Source organism: Fodinibius sp. AD559 (assembly GCF_052712805.1).
On sequence record NZ_JBQPVW010000003.1, the window covers coordinates 52940 to 68964 of the forward strand.

The 16025-nt window shown below is 34.4% G+C and carries 15 protein-coding genes; 4 read left to right on the forward strand and 11 right to left on the reverse strand.

The genetic code is table 11. The annotated features are described in order from the left end of the window. Positions 1-140 precede the first annotated feature (140 nt). Genes dndC through ACQ4LT_RS05985 form a run of 4 tightly spaced genes read left to right on the forward strand, consistent with a single transcriptional unit; the run spans position 141 to position 5163 of the window. Entirely contained in the window at positions 141-1595 is a 1455-nt protein-coding gene (gene dndC / locus ACQ4LT_RS05970; protein WP_445665119.1) for a DNA phosphorothioation system sulfurtransferase DndC, read from the forward strand. Beyond that, positions 1595-3637 (forward strand): DNA sulfur modification protein DndD, encoded by a 2043-nt coding sequence (gene dndD / locus ACQ4LT_RS05975; RefSeq protein ID WP_445665120.1) that lies wholly within the window; start codon positions 1595-1597, stop codon positions 3635-3637. The genes dndC and dndD overlap by 1 nt, the downstream gene beginning before the upstream one ends. Then, positions 3634-3993: a DNA sulfur modification protein DndE gene (gene dndE, locus ACQ4LT_RS05980; protein WP_445665121.1), complete on the forward strand. Its 360-nt coding sequence runs from the start codon at positions 3634-3636 to the stop codon at positions 3991-3993. The genes dndD and dndE overlap by 4 nt, the downstream gene beginning before the upstream one ends. Positions 3994-4002: 9 nt before the next feature. Then, a complete protein-coding gene (locus tag ACQ4LT_RS05985) occupies positions 4003-5163 on the forward strand; it encodes a cysteine desulfurase family protein (RefSeq protein ID WP_445665122.1) in 1161 nt (386 codons plus the stop codon). On the opposite strand, the gene ACQ4LT_RS05990 is transcribed toward ACQ4LT_RS05985, so the two are convergent. The 11 genes from ACQ4LT_RS05990 to ACQ4LT_RS06040 form a co-directional block, all read right to left on the reverse strand. Continuing rightward, positions 5160-6998: a DUF262 domain-containing protein gene (locus ACQ4LT_RS05990; RefSeq protein WP_445665123.1), complete on the reverse strand. Its 1839-nt coding sequence runs from the start codon at positions 6996-6998 to the stop codon at positions 5160-5162. The genes ACQ4LT_RS05985 and ACQ4LT_RS05990 overlap by 4 nt on opposite strands. Before the next feature lie 96 nt (positions 6999-7094). Continuing rightward, on the reverse strand, positions 7095-7577 hold the full coding sequence (locus ACQ4LT_RS05995; RefSeq protein ID WP_445665124.1) for a hypothetical protein: 483 nt from the start codon (positions 7575-7577) through the stop codon (positions 7095-7097). Position 7578: 1 nt separating this feature from the next. Next, complete coding sequence (locus tag ACQ4LT_RS06000) at positions 7579-9543, reverse strand: hypothetical protein (protein WP_445665125.1); 1965 nt, start codon at positions 9541-9543, stop codon at positions 7579-7581. Beyond that, complete coding sequence (locus ACQ4LT_RS06005) at positions 9533-9736, reverse strand: hypothetical protein (RefSeq protein WP_445665126.1); 204 nt, start codon at positions 9734-9736, stop codon at positions 9533-9535. The genes ACQ4LT_RS06000 and ACQ4LT_RS06005 overlap by 11 nt, the downstream gene beginning before the upstream one ends. Next, on the reverse strand, positions 9733-11700 hold the full coding sequence (locus ACQ4LT_RS06010) for a DEAD/DEAH box helicase family protein (protein WP_445665127.1): 1968 nt from the start codon (positions 11698-11700) through the stop codon (positions 9733-9735). The genes ACQ4LT_RS06005 and ACQ4LT_RS06010 overlap by 4 nt, the downstream gene beginning before the upstream one ends. Next, the gene (locus ACQ4LT_RS06015; protein WP_445665128.1) at positions 11687-12694 is read right to left on the reverse strand and encodes a sigma-70 family RNA polymerase sigma factor; all 1008 of its coding nucleotides are present in this window, start codon (positions 12692-12694) and stop codon (positions 11687-11689) included. The genes ACQ4LT_RS06010 and ACQ4LT_RS06015 overlap by 14 nt, the downstream gene beginning before the upstream one ends. Positions 12695-12998: 304 nt before the next feature. Next, positions 12999-13475 carry a JAB domain-containing protein gene (locus ACQ4LT_RS06020; protein WP_445665129.1) on the reverse strand — a complete coding sequence of 159 codons (477 nt, stop codon included), beginning with the start codon at positions 13473-13475 and terminating at the stop codon, positions 12999-13001. Between the two features lie 90 nt (positions 13476-13565). After that, a complete protein-coding gene (locus tag ACQ4LT_RS06025) occupies positions 13566-13745 on the reverse strand; it encodes a hypothetical protein (RefSeq protein ID WP_445665130.1) in 180 nt (59 codons plus the stop codon). A 29-nt stretch (positions 13746-13774) separates the two neighbouring features. Further along, positions 13775-14026: a hypothetical protein gene (locus ACQ4LT_RS06030; protein WP_445665131.1), complete on the reverse strand. Its 252-nt coding sequence runs from the start codon at positions 14024-14026 to the stop codon at positions 13775-13777. Between the two features lie 9 nt (positions 14027-14035). After that, a complete protein-coding gene (locus ACQ4LT_RS06035) occupies positions 14036-15028 on the reverse strand; it encodes a DUF3871 family protein (RefSeq protein ID WP_445665132.1) in 993 nt (330 codons plus the stop codon). A gap of 356 nt (positions 15029-15384) precedes the next feature. Next, positions 15385-15738 (reverse strand): hypothetical protein, encoded by a 354-nt coding sequence (locus ACQ4LT_RS06040; RefSeq protein ID WP_445665133.1) that lies wholly within the window; start codon positions 15736-15738, stop codon positions 15385-15387. Positions 15739-16025: the final 287 nt, after the last annotated feature.

Here is a 16025-nt window from a genome sequence, read left to right on the forward strand (position 1 = left end):
ATTTTAGTTAGTAGTTATAACCCAGAAGGCCTGTTTACAGACAGTTAAAGCCATTGTGTTATAACAAGAAATAAGGCATATTTAATTGTAATATTAGACGGATTAATAACACCTCTCTCAAAAAGAAAAAAGGCATTATAGTGGAATCAATATTTGATGAGTATACGCTAGAAGATATCCATTCAGAAATACAAGATGTCTACAAAAATTACTCCTATCCATGGGTTATCGGATATAGTGGCGGTAAGGATTCTACTGCAACACTTCAGCTAATATGGTATGCGATATCTGAACTTCCTGAAGAAGAAAGGGACAAACCAATTTATGTGATTTCAACTGATACATTAGTTGAAACACCTGTAATTGTAGATCACGTAAACACCAATCTTAGATTAATAAATCAGGAAGCACAAAAGCAGAATCTACCCTTCGAAGCTCATAAGCTTGAGCCAAATCTTGAAGATTCTTTTTGGGTCAATTTAATTGGTAGAGGTTACCCTGCCCCTAATAATATGTTTAGATGGTGTACAGATAGATTAAAAATTAAACCCTCGAACCAGTTTATTTTGGATAAAGCTGATGAACACGGTGAGGTTATACTTGCTCTTGGTACACGTAGGGGTGAAAGTGCTACACGTGACCAGATTATGAATAAATACATCAACCGTGGTCATAAACTTTCTTCACATGGTCAACTACCAGGAGCATGGGTTTATCCACCCATTGAATACTTTACTGTCGATGATGTTTGGCAATACCTTATGCAAGTTGAGTCACCATGGGGAGCCGAAAATAGAGATCTCTCCTCCATGTATAGATCAGCAAGTGCTGATGAATGCCCCCTAGTCATTGATGACTCCACCCCATCCTGTGGTAATAGTCGATTTGGATGTTGGGTTTGTACAGTAGTATCACGTGATAAATCCATGGAATCTATGATTGATTCTGACTCTGAAGAACACGGTTGGATGACACCATTATTAAACTTTAGAGATTGGCTAGCTGAAACTCAAAATCCAGAAAATAAATCAGAGCAAAGAGAATTTCGTGGACGTGATGGCAGAATAAAAATTTCAGAGAATGGTAGATTAAGATATCGAACTTATACCCTAGAATTTTCCAAAAAGATACTCCAAAAACTTCTTAATACTCAAAAGAAGATTTGGAATGATCTTCCTGAGGACAGAGAAAAGTCAGAACTTGAAATTATAAAAATAGCCGAACTTAAAGAGATAAGGAGACTTTGGATTACTGAACGCCAAGATTGGCAAGATTCTGTACCAGAAATCTATGAAGAAACTATGGGAGAAGTCGGTGCTGACATTAACTGGGGCAAAAATGATGTAATAACACCTGGTGCTAGTGAAGTATCTTTATTAAAAGAATTAGCTAAAGAGAAAGATTTGCCTCTCGATCTAATTCAAAAATTATTTGATGCCGAATTAGTACACAAGGGTATGAAAAGACGGCATAATATTCATAAAAAAATAGCTGAGGTTTTTCGAGAGGATTGGAGATCTTTTGATGAGGTTAAAGAAGAAATGAAGAGAAGACAAAACAAATCTGAAGAAGAAAGTTTAAAAGAAGCTAGTTAATGCTCATTCGTGACCTAACAATCAACAATTTTGGGATTTACGGCGGTACCCACACCTTTCGATTAAACCCTAATTCTGGAGAAGATGAAAAATCTCTTGTCCTATTTATAGGAAAAAATGGTGTAGGTAAAACTACTTTAGTTGAAACCCTGAAATTAGTCTTATGGGGTTCGATATCTGTGCGTGATAAACTTTCTCAAAAAAAATATGAAGAATATTTAGCAAGCAAACTTCATCAACCTAAGGGGACATCCAAATCAGCAGAAGAAGCTTCTATATCTATAATTTTTGACTATGTGCGATTAGGAGAAAAAAACCAATATGTAGTAAAAAGATCTTGGAAAAAAACCTCCTCTGGTGTTAATGAGTCAATTCTTATCATCGAGAATGAACAAGAACTTGATCAGCTAGATTATAAAGAAAAGGAATTATTTTTAAGAGATTTATTCCCCCCTGGTTATAAAGATCTATTCTTCTTCGATGGTGAAAAACTAAATATGTTTGATAGAGATGACTCAACATCAATATTGTCAGGCACTATTCGTTCATTACTAGGCTTGGAAACAGTAGATCAACTCCAAGAAGATATTAGCTATTATCTGAAGGAAGAGTCTAAGAATCAAAATTTTGGGGAGATTACCACTCAACTAGAAAATGTTGAAGACAGAATTAAAGAATTGCTGGATAAACAACTCGAAGTTAAAACCAAAATCAGAGAACTTAACGAAGAAAAAAAAGAGATAAATCAAGAGTTAATTCCTGAAAAGGAATCGCAAATATCCAAACATGGACGATGGGATCAATCGAAACTTGAGAAGATTAAGAAAAACAAAAATAAGCTCGAGGAAAAAATTGAAAACCTACAAAAACAATTAATTGAACAATGCAATGGGTTAATTCCTTTCGCAGTCACTCCTCGATACCTAGACAAATTAAAAGAACAGCTCAAACAAGAGAAGAATTACAAAACTTGGTCAATATCTGAGGATTTAATTAATAAACAAGTTGATCTTTTTGAAAGTAAGGAGACATTAATAAAACTTAAGGAAGAAACAGATACTTCATCTGAATCGGAACTACAGGATATCTTAAACATATTAAAACAAGACATCCTTAAAACATTACCAGAAAAACCATTAGAAGAGTCAGAACTTACACATCATTTATCGGATGAAGAACATGAAAAATTCATGTCCTGGATTAGAGCATCCAAATCAAAAATACCGTCAGAATTCAACAAAATTGCTCAGAAAGTTATCAAAACAAGAAGCAAATTATCTGATTTAGAAGAAGAACTTAGTTGGAGTGCTAATGAAGAGTTTTCACAACCATTATTTGAAGAGTTGGGTCAACTAAATCAACGACTTGGTAAAATAAATTCAAAAATTGAAGAATTCCGTAGCAAAGAAGAAGACATAGAAGGAAAAATAGATTATCACAAAAAAAGGCGGGACAACCTTGAAGAAAAACTAAAAGACAAAGGCAAACTATCCCAGAGTATTCAACTAGCTCATAAATCTAAGGAATTGTTAGAAGAATATGCCGAAGAGTTGAAGAATGAAAAATTGTCACAATTAGGAGACTTAATTGTAAACAAGTTTAATTTACTTTGCCGCAAAGAACTAATATTTGATTCAGTTAAAATTGATCCAAATGATTTTGCTATTACCCTCCTTAAAAATGAAACCAAATTTGATAAAAACAGCTTAAGTGCTGGAGAGAAACAAATTCTTTCACTTTCAATCCTATGGGCACTCTATGATATATCAAAACTGCCAGCACCAATAATTGTTGATACACCACTTAGTCGATTAGATACAGTACATAGAAAAAACCTGACAGAACACTTTTTCTCTAAAGCAACACATCAGATGCTTATTCTTGGTACAGATGAAGAAATAAATAAGATGGTTACTGATAAACTGACAAACTATATTTCTCACATGTATGACATGCAATTTAATCCATCTAAAGGATCTACAGAAAAAACTAAGATCAACGGACAAGAAATTGAAGAACATCTAATACCAGTAGAGGCATGATCAGTAGTATTCATTTCACAGAAGAAGCTTCTCAACAACTTGGGATGCTCAAAGGTAAAACTGGACTAACTCCTAATATATTAGCACGGATCGGTTTTTCTTTATCTTTAAATGATCCCTCCATACCAGATCCTGAAAATTTTCCACCTGACGGTGATCGAATCATAGAAAAACAAGTTTTATTTGGCGAATGGGAGGATCTAATACTTTCTCTTCTAAAAGAAAGATGTAAAGAGGATAGCATAAAAGAAGAAGAATGGTCAGAGTACCTAAAAGCTCATTTCAATAGAGGAGCTTTGCTACTTAACAAACGAGTTAAAAAAATCGAAGACATCGCTAGATTGCTACCTAATTAATTCTATACTATGAGCGATCGAATATACTTAGATCATAATGCTACAACACCTGTTGATGAAAGGGTATTAGAAAAAATATTGCCATACTTCACTGATATCTATGGCAATGCAGCAAGCAATGACCACGATTATGGATATGAAGCCAAAAAGGGAGTTGATAAGGCAAGAGAAAAAATAGCAAGAGTAATTGGAGCTAAGCCCGAAGAAATAATTTTTACCAGTGGGGCTACTGAGTCTGATAATATTGCTTTACGTGGAATAGCAGAAAAGTACGCTGATCAAGGAGATCATATCATAACTTGTAAAACAGAACATAAAGCTGTTTTGGATGTTTGCAAGAAGTTAGAAAAAATGGGTAAAAAGATAACCTATTTGCCTGTAGATCAGTATGGAATGGTCGACCCTAACGATGTTGAAGAAGCTATTACACCTGATACTATTCTTATATCCATAATGTTTGCAAACAATGAAATAGGGACAATCCATCCAATAAAAAAGATTGGCAAAATTGCTGAAGAAAATGAAGTCTTCTTTCACACTGATGCAGCCCAAGCAGTTGGACACTTACCAATTGATGTTGAGGAGATGAAAATAAATTTAATGTCCATGTCAGGCCATAAAATCTATGGGCCTAAAGGTATTGGAGCTTTATACCGTAAAAAGAGTAATCCTAGAGTTGAGATAGAGCCACTAATCTTTGGTGGAGGACATGAACGTGGTATAAGATCAGGAACTCTTAATGTTCCAGCTATAATTGGTTTTGGAGAGGCTGTTAAATTGGGAAAAAAAGAAATGGATAAGGAGAACAAGAAGTATAAACAATGGTCAGAATACTTCTTATCAAAGCTTAGAAATCAAATTGGTGAAGTACATTTAAATGGTCATCCAAAAAATAGGCTACCTAACAACTTAAACATTAGTATCCCAGGAGTTGAAAGTAGAGCCTTAATCGTTAAGCTTAAAGAAATAGCTGTAGCAACTGGCTCTGCCTGCACATCAGCAAAGGTTGAACCCTCTCATGTCATCAAAGCATTAGGTTTCGGTGAACAGAGAGCCCATAATGCAATCCGTATTAGTTTTGGTAGGGGAAATACAAAAGAAGAAATCGATCAAGCATTAGATCACCTTGTTAAAAACATAAATAGACTCAATGCTTTAAGTATTTCCTAACTAGGAGAATCAATAGTAAAAACCGATAAACACATATCTTTTATATCATCATGGCGATTTTGAAAATCCTCAATTTCCCATTCGTCATACTCCGTTAGTTTCCTACTCAAAGCAATGTTTGATTGTTCAAACACTTCTTGTTTGTCATTAAAAGTAGCGTTCTCTGCCGCCTTATTATCTCTGGGAGCTAGTACAGTTAAGTTACCTAGTTTGTGCTTAACCTCTTCAAGAGTCTCATTTTTATCATCCTCCTCTGCATTTCTAGGATAAATATGTTCAACTGTAGTATTGGAGAAGTCATAAACTGTAGTTTTATCATGGCATATAGGTTCTCCATCAGAACCATCTCCAAACCAATCCAAGTAATAATTTAATGTCATCAAACAGTATTTTACGTTTTTATTCCCCGAACTTGTTTGATAGAGTAGCTCTTCTAGTTGATTGGTAAATTTTTCATCATGTGTCTTTCTCTCTTGGAGATTATTTAAAGCTGTTTTATAAGAATCTACTTCATAATCTTCGATGCTGTCTCTAATGTTCTCTGCCTCCTTATTGTATATATTATTCAAAGAAGTAATGTGTTCATTACAAACAAGCTTATATCTAAAAAATATCCTCTCTGTTAATTTAACAATATCTAAAAAATCTGTCTGAGATAATCTACTAGCGGCAAGTAAAACTGGGATACAATTTGTATGATTTAACTCATTAGTTAGGGTATTGAGTCTATCTATATCCCAGTCAGTTATGGGATTACCTAATTCTTCATAAGGCCAATTACCTTTAGAAACCTTCCGACATTTTTCAAATTCCTTTTGCAACTCTAATGTTGTATCTACTATTTGATTTGCATCTTGCTCTTCAATCTCGTCCATATCATCTTCTGGATAAAAAGCTTCCAGAAAATCGTCGAAAAGTGTTGATTTTCCAGCTCTAGTTCCTTCATAAGATGCATAAATCCAACGCAAATAATCTTCAGTATCTGATGGTGCATCCTTTAATATCTCATCCCATGCTTTTTCAATACTATCCTGCTGGTCCATAAATTCGTCTGACTCAAGTAGCTCTAATGTTCTAGCACGTAATAAATCCCCTTCTGTTAAACTAATTCCCCTATTGTTTAATACCTGGAATAATTTTATTGCATCTTTTTTATCTGTAGTTACAATATGGATTATACTTAAATCCTCATCTATTATTTTTTTTATACTTTCTAAGACATCAAGTTTTTCAGACAAATCGCCACAATCTTCTATCAAGTTATCTACCCACTCCTCAATAGAAATAAATGCTTGTTTTAGCTTTTTATGAGAATCTCTTTTAATTGTGATATCCCGACCATATAAAAGGTTGTGGAATTCATCCTTATCAGCTTTTGAAAGTTTTAATTTGTAGAACTTCTCAACTTTCCTGTGAATATCTATATCTATCTGGAAGTATGACTTCTTTAAATCCTCAATCCTCTTTTTAATAATTTCTTCTCTATCTTCAGGTATTTCCTCCTCATCTAATAAATTCTGATATACTTTGGTAACTTTGGCCATCAAGATCACAAAAGTTGCTATTCTTTGTTGACCATCTACTAATTCACACTTCTCTTCATGTGCAGCTCCAGGTATTGCTTTTCTAACACTTACGATACCACCAAAAAAATGTGTCTTAGGATTGTCATTTATTCTTGCATCATAAGCTTCACTAATATCTTTCAAGAAATCACTTATCTCAGCATCTCCCCAAGCATAGCCTCTTTGGTATTTTGGTACATTGAAAATAAGGCTTTCATGAAATAAACTACCCACGGAAACATGTGATGGTGTTATATCCATCTCTGACATAATAAATACCTATTCAGTTAATGTTAAAAAAAGTGTATTTATAAAAACTAAACTTCTAATAATCTCTCATAACAAGTGGGAATTTAATTCAAAAAGCTAGAAATTTTTCTCAAAGTTCTTTTTAAGATTTTTATAAGCATTAATTAAGAATTCAGGTGCAAGTGATGCAGGATTATCTCCTAACTCTTGTTGAAACAACTCATACCCTCTGCTTGCATAATCATTCATCAGCGAAAACCCTTTGGAAGTTAATTTAGCCTGTGATTCAGGTTCTACTATCTGTTGATATTTATCTTTAACCTCTCTCTTATCATCTGGTGATATCCCTAGTCGATTTAACTCTGAATTAACTAATAACCCAACAATTGTATTTCTAGACCCTTTATATTCTTCTGGGAAATACTCAATAAGCTCCTTAACAAATTCAGAACCTTTATTTTTTGGGTTCTTATCTTGATTCGCAATTCCCTTCAGAAAAAAAAGATAGTAAAGGTCAAATCTTGTACGAATTAATTCATTCCCATCTCTTGTAAGATCTGTATACCAGTCTTCCGATTCTCTTCTTATATAAAAAGCCATATTAACTTTCCTCTTCCTCAATATCTATTTGATTAAAAAAATCCTCATCATCTATTACAAAACCATCAGTAGATTCAAATGCAATCTGTGGATTCAACTCATCTACAACATTTTTACTATATCCAGTTTTTCTCAAGACTGTAAGAGATTTTATACTAGTTCCATTACCTTTTTTCATTTCATTTACAAATCCTTTTCTCTCAGAGGAGATGGTAAATGCAATAAATTGATCGGTCAAGTCAGGTATTATTCTAGCAATATGCCGTCTAACATTGATGTCAAGGGAACCAGCTGGGCTATCCACGACTAAAGGAAAAGAATGTGTCCCCCACCTTAAAAGTGTTGTTAAGAAGCAATAAGCTATTCCTAATGTTTGACCAACACTTGCACCAGACTGATTAACTAACTTTATATTACCATCTATAGACTCAATCGATATTGGATTATGCTTGAGAATATTATCAATACGGTTTTTGAACTTATCTAATAATTGCTGCTTTAATTTTTCTTTAGCTAACAATTTAGATTGTGTAAGTATTTCTTTTAGTAGGTCGATCTTTTCTTTCAACTCAACTTTACCACTAATTATTTCAATTTCATTCTCAATGTTCTCTATTTCTTTCTTGATTACAGATATATTTTTTGTCGTATATGGATTATCGTCATTATCACTTTTAAAGGCCTTTATTAGTTTTCCTAAGTCTTTATTCTCTTTGTTCAACTCAGCCTGCCTATCTTGCAAATCTTTTAATTTGTCATCACCTCTTTCTTCCAATTGTGTTTTTATGTGTCTAATCTTTCCTTCAAGACGATCTCTGTCATCTAATAAATCAGATAATTCTGAAAGCTCATTCTGAAGAGATGCCTGATCAAAACCATCTGATTGTAGTGACTCGACTTCTGTTTTAAATGAGTTGAGAAAACCCGAAATCTCATTAGACAGATATTGCTCAGCTTGTTCCCTGATATTTTTTTCTTCTTGCTCGTTTATATCATTTCCACAAATACATTGGTCCTGATTAGCTAACTCTTCAAAAAATTGTCGGGAAGTATTAGCAGGTAGTTTTAGCTTATCTAATTTACCCTTATTTTCTATCAGAGTATTAGTTATTACCTCATGGATTGATGCAGGATTTCGAAGCAATTGAAATGCCTGTTGACACCTGCTTGTTATCTTGCCTTGTAATTTACCCAATTTAGCTTTGGCATCATTAAACTCCTCTCTAAATTTTTCAACCTTAGTAATACGTCTTTCTATTTCTTTCTCATTCTTTTCGTATTCCTCTTCATTCTCCTCAATACGATTTTTAAATCTTTTAAATTTAGTTGTTAGTTTCTCTTCTCTTTCTTCAAGTTCTTTTAATTTTTTCTTTTGCTGTGTAATAGCCTGCTTAGACTTACGAGGCACATCTTCTGTTTTTTGATCCCAATATTCATTCAGTCTTTCTTTAATTTCGTCAAGGAGATAGAGCTGGAATAAGGCATCTATTGCCTTAGAAGCTTCGTTTTCATCATTCTCAAGTAACTTTTCAGCTAATTCGCCATCAAAAATAAATAGCTTGATGAATTTTTCGTTTAAAAACCTTGCTAGTTGATTTGATAGCACCCATCCTTTTTTTCTTCCCCTATCCTCAGGTGATATTGTCCAAAAAGTTACCTCTCCTTGCCTGAAATCTGCAACTAATTCAATACTAAGTTCTTTTCCATCCACTAAAAGATTTGTTGTAAAGCGTCCTTCATTTACTGCATGATTCTTCTTTTTAAGCTCTTTAATATCTGCTTTCGACCAGTTGGTTGTATCACCTGTAAGACAAGCCTTAAGTAGAAGTAAAGTAGTTGTCTTGCCCGTCCCATTAGGCATTTGTATAAAATTAATTTTAGCTGGACTTCCCTCTTTAGTTAAATCAACTTCTACATCTGGGCACCGAAAACCCTGTGAAGTCCATCCTTTAAATTTAATTTCCATTTTTAGTTCTTATTTCATTTAAAATTACTTCTATTCTATCCCATGCATCTTCTTTGTTATCTATATCCTCAGAACCAGTTACTAGTGCGTCTATCCATAGGTTTAATTTATGTGATAAATCTTCACTTTGATCTTTTTTACTAACTATATTTTCAATTGTTTTATGTATTATTTTTGTAGATAAATCATTCATTGTTTTTGTCTTTTCGTTTGACTTAATTCCTCAAGCCATTCTTTTCTATCTTTATCAGCTCTTACTAAGCTTCCTTCGTTATAACCTATAAAATCATAAACATGTGCAACTTTATCTGGGTTGTTATCATCTATCCTCAAAGAACGACCAATTCTTTGTATAGTTTCGAGTTTTGCTCTATCTGATGACAATAATACAATATTTTTCACAGAGGGAATGTCAATACCTTGTGACAGTTTATGACAAGTTATTAAACAATCATAATTACCATCAGCAAACTCTTCTAGGTGATATTCTTCATCACCAGAAAAGTATGTACTATAATTATGAGTATGTTGATGAATTGAAGGCAAAAATCTTTCAGAATAGGCTTTAGTAGCACCAAAAATCAAGCATGACTCTAATAGCTCAGGTTTATTATCAACTAACCTTTCGAACCTATCAATTTTATTTTCAGCTGTTTTATACACCATCGCTAAATCCCGATATTTATCAGTTTCCTGATAAGGTTCTCCTAACTCCTCTTTCTTTTTATACTTTGCATAAACCGCTTGAATACGACGTTTATCATCTTCAGTTACCTCGTAAGTAATTGGCATGTAATTAAACTCACATAATATTCCTTCTTCAATTGCATCTGCTAAATCAAACCTGTAAATAATTTCACCGACTTCATTCTCAATGAATTCATTTCCTTCCTCATCATATTCTCTCTCTGGTGTTGCCGATAACCCCAACTTATATTTAAATACTTCATGAGAACCTTTGAGATTATTTACATGACTTGGACTACCAAAACCATGAATCTCATCATGAACTATTAACAAGGACCAGTTATTAAGTTCATCAGAATGTTTAAATAACTTGTCTAACTGATATCGTGAGAGGAATAAAACGGAATCTTCTGGATTGCGAATAAACCTACTTAGTTCACGATGGTTATCGTACTGGCCAAATATTTTTAGATCCCAGTTTTTATCATAATTCCACTCATAAAATTCGGTCTGCCATTGCTCAAGTAATGGGTTACCTTCTACAGTTACAATAGCACCATCTACCTTTTGTTCAGATAATAAATGTTCCATAATTGCAATTGCAACTCTTGTCTTCCCCGTGCCAGTAGCCATCTCCAAAATCCCTTCCTTCTGTTCCAAGAAAACATCAAATGCTTCTTTTTGATGCTCCCATAGAGTGTCAGAAATAGTTTTACTTTCACTATAATTTTGGGATTCTGGCTCTTTGACTTTTGGTTTATCTGGAGGTGAATCGTAACTAGTTGAATAGCTTCTAATTTTATTTAACACCTTTTCAGATAATTGATGGACTTGTAATCCTGGGGAGACTCCACTCCATGCTTCTTCGAATTGGTTTTCCTTAGTTTCCACTCTTGATACTTCAGAATCTATCCAATTCCTGTAGACATCGATAGACTCATAGTTTCTACTATATCCTCCACTTGTTTCATTAGCAGATCCTGTGAATGCAATTTTATAATTAGGATTAATGTCAAAAACACCAATCTTTTCATGAAATAATGAACCAAGTTCATTACCTCTAGGAAAGGCAAATTTAATAGTTAGAATGTTATTAGCTACAAGCCAGGAAAAAAACTCTACTCTCCATTTTTCCAGCTCTCCATTTTGTCTAAGGGACTCTAACCTCTCAAAGAATTTTTCTGAGTAGTCTCTTATATATCCTAGTCTCTGTTCATCATTTAATTTTTTGAGCGCCTCTAAATCATCCTCAGTAAGATTGGGAGAAAGTAAAAGCTTTATTGAAAGCTGATTATCAAGAATATCATTTACAATTTCAGACCATTCAATAAGTGCTTTTGTAGAGAAGTAAGCTACAGCTCTTCTATACCTGTTACTTGCTTTTAAACACGGTATAAAAAAATCGCTTGCTAATGAATCCTTCCCACTTCTATAGTGCTCTTGAATAGTTTCTGGATTAAAGTTCTTCATACAACTCGAATAATAAGTCTTCACTTAGTTCATCTTCAATATCAGCATCAATATTATCAGCAGATTCTTCTAAACCTATTTCTTTTTGAGCAACTACTTCGAATTCATCACTCTTATAATCTAAAAAATGCTTTATGACATTTAATTTTATAGATGATCTTTTTCTATTAGTATCTGAACTTGGATAGTTTAGATCTTCCTTACTAGTAAAATCTGATATAGCAACCTCAGACTCTAACTTCTTAAGGATATTTACTTTAATTTGTCGAACTCTTTCCCTTGTAAGATTCAGCTCTTCCCCAATCATCTCTAATGTCCACGATTTACCAAACAAAGCAAAGTATTTTGTTGCTATCAATCTTTCTCTTTCATTAAGTACATCAAGTTTTTGCGTTAAAACCTTCTCTGTCTCGGAATCAAGTATTTTCTTCAAAAAATTCTCTCCGATTAGCTCGACATTAATTTCAAGTATCTGATCTCGTAATTCAGTATTGGTTTGGGAGTACAACTGTAATATTTCGATTGCTTCATATTCTGTTAAATCATATTTCTGTCGAACTTTATTTAAAGCTTCTACTTCACTAGTACCTATTTCTTGTTTCCTTAAGTCCTTTATAATATTGGAGGCAATACCAATTTTATTTAACGGCAGTCTAACAACTCTTGACTCATTTGCCAAAGCATCATGCATACTTTGCTTAATCCACCAAACTGCATAAGTAATAAGTTTGTAACCTTGACTTGGATCAAAACGCTCAATTGCCTTCATCAAACCAATATTACCAGCGCTAACTAGATCAATGAGATCTAGACCTTGATTTGTGAACTTTTTAGCTTGAGTTATTACAAATCTCAAGTTTGATGTAACTAATTTATGATAAGCACTTAAATCTCCATTTTGAGCTCTGTTAACAAGTTTAACTTCTTCTTCATAGTCTATTTGCTCATAATCTCTGATGTCCTTAAAGTATTTGTCAAATAATCCTTCACTCATGAGAAAAATATTAATATGTAACCCTTTTCAAATCTAATAAGACAATACATTGCTTCATTTAATAGGTCATAATATTACTGCATAAAATTATGTTAAAAAACTTTTTAGTAATGACCTTATAAAATTATTTTTACCCCGACTATCCATTAAATACCAAAACTTTGTTTTGAATATTTTTTCCGAAGTGCCATGTTTTTAAATGAAATGCCATCTGCATGAATAAATAAAGGAGGCGTTGGCCAGCAATGCAACTGTATTATTTTACAGTCTTAAATCCATTTGGCTATAGCCTCCTCTAAAACTGTTAAGAAAGTATATTATTAGCTCTAAAAGAAAAATATTCATTAATGGTAATAACAATGTGATCTTCAACTTTTATTCCAAGCATTTCTCCTGATTTATATATCCTATGAGTTAAGTCTTTATCAGACTTTGATGGCTTAATATTTCCGCTGGGATGGTTGTGTGCCAAAATAATAGACGTAGCATTAGCTAGTAAAGCTACCTGAAATATCGTAGCAGGATCAACTATAGTTGAAGTAGCTCCTCCCGAACTTATTTTGCTCCATCCCAAGCATCTCTTCGCATTATTCAAGAGTAATACTACAAATTCCTCTTTTAGTTGAATACTGTCCTCATCCCAGATCTCACGTAATACCTTTTCCGCTTTGTCGGGAGATGTTATTTCAGGACATTCCTCTATTGATTGTTTGCTATTATATTTAAGCTTTACCTCTGCCAGTGAGGGCGACTTTTCTATAAGATTACTGTTGTTATTCATAATACTAATTGATTTTGAATTAACATTAAAAAAGGGAGCCATCAGGCTCCCCGTTATAATTCTTGTTTAACTTTGTGCTATATATGACGGCTACTTTTGGGCATATTCTTCCAGGTCAAAGTCCACCTTTGATATTCCTACAGAATAGGTGTCATCGCCAACTTTGAACCAGATATATCCTACATTGGAATCTATTCTACAGATAGATTGTGGATCAATCTCCCTGAACTCCATAGCCTCAACTAGTGCCTCGAATAATTGAAAAAGCATAGTGATCTAATTCGTGATTTGACTTACACTCAGAGTTGAATGGAGAAGTAGTAATGGTAATACCCCTTGTTACCTATGATATAAACGAGATCCAGGTCAGGAGATATCTTCACATTTACCACTTCTAGCTCCTCTCCTACCATATAACTATCCACTGATCGAATTACTTTTACCGTGAATGGACAATACAGGCGGATTAATCCCCTGCTTTGGGTATGGACGAGAAGGCTGTCTGAGCCTGTGTATTTGTTAATTTGATCTATCAGTTTACTATTGCTCATAACCACCGCCTAGTTGAGAAACCAAAAATCAGTTTTCCCCTCTAGGGCATTGGCAATTTGAGACGTGAACTGATAAGCATTTACGCTTCTATCCAGAAACGTATCTATGTAGGATGATTTATTTGCCTCCGTAAAAAGGTTGTATAGATCCCACAGGTTAATACTTCCATCAGAAGCACCGCCAAAGTGCTCGTTGCTGTAATACTCTTTAGCTACCGTAGCTATTTGCGTATCATTGAGCTTAAGTTCTGGCAGTTTACTTTTCTGATTGGATGGCAAGTATTGATATAGACGTGATCTGCCCACCAGTTGTGCAAACTGATCTTCCGTTAGTTCATAGTTTTGATACTTTCCCAGCATATTGCTCTGATTGGAGTAGCTGAATCCAGTAATCATATCAAAGATTTTTCCTTCCAGGTCACGAGGGTTATCCACCTCTATTGTTTGGGAGAATCCATCTGTCCAGATACACAGGTTAGTGCATACTTTATTTACAAAGCCAATAAAGACCTTGAAATGCTCTGGCGTACCTTTTCTTCTGTTTAGGTTATCAAGATTGTACGCCTTCACGCCTCCGATGGTAAGACTAAGACTATCCTCTTTGATCTGCTGGGTTATGGAAGGGATTTCAATAGCAAATGCCATCCGCTCATAGTAAAGCGTTTTCTCGTGTTCCTCCAGCTGATCAGCAGGCTTGCCTTTGGCTTCTGGAATTCTGCCCTTCACAGGATGAGATACTCGTATATTTGGCTCACAAACGGTTTCCCCTTCAAAGACATGGTGAGCTATGCCTACTGTACGGTCAATGAATTCAGCAGTGGATATCAACGGCTCATTATCCTTCACAAAGACAGGAATAATGTGGTTCTCTTTTATCTCAGCCAGCTCCATTTCTTCGGTATTAGCTTCGATAAACGGAGACTCAAAACCGTTTTCATCTGCTATCATTGTGTTCTCATTATCAGGTCCAGAGTTGGTATGTAATTGTTGTTCTTGTTCCATAGTCTTGTTTTCAATTTGATTAGAAATAAAAAAGGCAGGCCTGAAGGCCCGCCTTATCATGATGTAATAAACCTAGTATGGGGAAAGCTATTCCAACAGCTTGCTGCACATTGGAACTATCACTAATGAAGCAAAAACCATTAGGATAATGAACAGAATGCCACAGTCAGTAGATTCTTGCTTATCCTTATGCCTATTTCTTGCTTCTCGTCTTTCCCTCTGTTTTTCTTTTTTACTTTGTCGCATATTACTAAGAGATATAATTAAAGATTTTCAGCCCATTAGAAGCTTTAACTCTCAAAGAAGGAAAAAGGACGGATGCTACTCCGCCCTTTCTAAACCTGGTAAGGGGTCAATTAAGCTTCTACTCCATTTTGAGGTTGGCCTTCAAATACATGCTCTTCCACATTCGAAGGCTCAGGATTGTACTCCCAGGTATGCTCCAGCATGATGGTTTCCCCAGTCTCCTCAATTTCATAGGCGTATTCCTCACAGGGAACCCGTTCTATTGTGCCCTTCAACTTCTTACCAATAAGATCTTGACAAACAACTTCATCAAAAGTCGATGGAATTGAAGTCTCCCTTGCAGTAGCATACGGCTTTCCTGTCTCAGAGGACTGAACAATTTCAATATCTCCCTGCAAGTGTAACACATTAAATGGTTCACCCTTGTCATTAAGTCGTTGTGTAAATCCAATTACTCGTACCATAACATTATTCTTTTTTATTAGAGGTTAGTTGACGGGGCCTGTTTGAACCCCAACTTACAGCGGGGGGCGTTTCTCAGGGTGGTCATCGGATTTGCAAACACACTATTTTTCTTATAGAGCCTTGTGAATAAAAGACATACAGATTTATAAAAGAATAGTTTATAAATATTGCTGTATTACAATTTCTAATTGGAAAGAGTTGATAAATCTATAATATCTACCTCTATAGATTACAAGGATTATTTAAATAGCCTTTTTTACCTTACTTAGAAGCTAAACTAAAAATA

Bases quoted from the DNA above. Each gene is read 5' to 3' on its own strand.
- dndD (WP_445665120.1), top strand. From the start codon at position 1,595: ATGCTCATTCGTGACCTAACAATCAACAATTTTGGGATTTACGGCGGT.
- dndE (WP_445665121.1), top strand. From the start codon at position 3,634: ATGATCAGTAGTATTCATTTCACAGAAGAAGCTTCTCAACAACTTGGG.
- ACQ4LT_RS05985 (WP_445665122.1), top strand. From the start codon at position 4,003: ATGAGCGATCGAATATACTTAGATCATAATGCTACAACACCTGTTGAT.
- ACQ4LT_RS05990 (WP_445665123.1), bottom strand. From the start codon at position 6,998: ATGTCAGAGATGGATATAACACCATCACATGTTTCCGTGGGTAGTTTA.
- ACQ4LT_RS05995 (WP_445665124.1), bottom strand. From the start codon at position 7,577: ATGGCTTTTTATATAAGAAGAGAATCGGAAGACTGGTATACAGATCTT.
- ACQ4LT_RS06000 (WP_445665125.1), bottom strand. From the start codon at position 9,543: ATGGAAATTAAATTTAAAGGATGGACTTCACAGGGTTTTCGGTGCCCA.
- ACQ4LT_RS06005 (WP_445665126.1), bottom strand. From the start codon at position 9,736: ATGAATGATTTATCTACAAAAATAATACATAAAACAATTGAAAATATA.
- ACQ4LT_RS06010 (WP_445665127.1), bottom strand. From the start codon at position 11,700: ATGAAGAACTTTAATCCAGAAACTATTCAAGAGCACTATAGAAGTGGG.
- ACQ4LT_RS06015 (WP_445665128.1), bottom strand. From the start codon at position 12,694: ATGAGTGAAGGATTATTTGACAAATACTTTAAGGACATCAGAGATTAT.
- ACQ4LT_RS06020 (WP_445665129.1), bottom strand. From the start codon at position 13,475: ATGAATAACAACAGTAATCTTATAGAAAAGTCGCCCTCACTGGCAGAG.
- ACQ4LT_RS06025 (WP_445665130.1), bottom strand. From the start codon at position 13,745: ATGCTTTTTCAATTATTCGAGGCACTAGTTGAGGCTATGGAGTTCAGG.
- ACQ4LT_RS06030 (WP_445665131.1), bottom strand. From the start codon at position 14,026: ATGAGCAATAGTAAACTGATAGATCAAATTAACAAATACACAGGCTCA.
- ACQ4LT_RS06035 (WP_445665132.1), bottom strand. From the start codon at position 15,028: ATGGAACAAGAACAACAATTACATACCAACTCTGGACCTGATAATGAG.
- ACQ4LT_RS06040 (WP_445665133.1), bottom strand. From the start codon at position 15,738: ATGGTACGAGTAATTGGATTTACACAACGACTTAATGACAAGGGTGAA.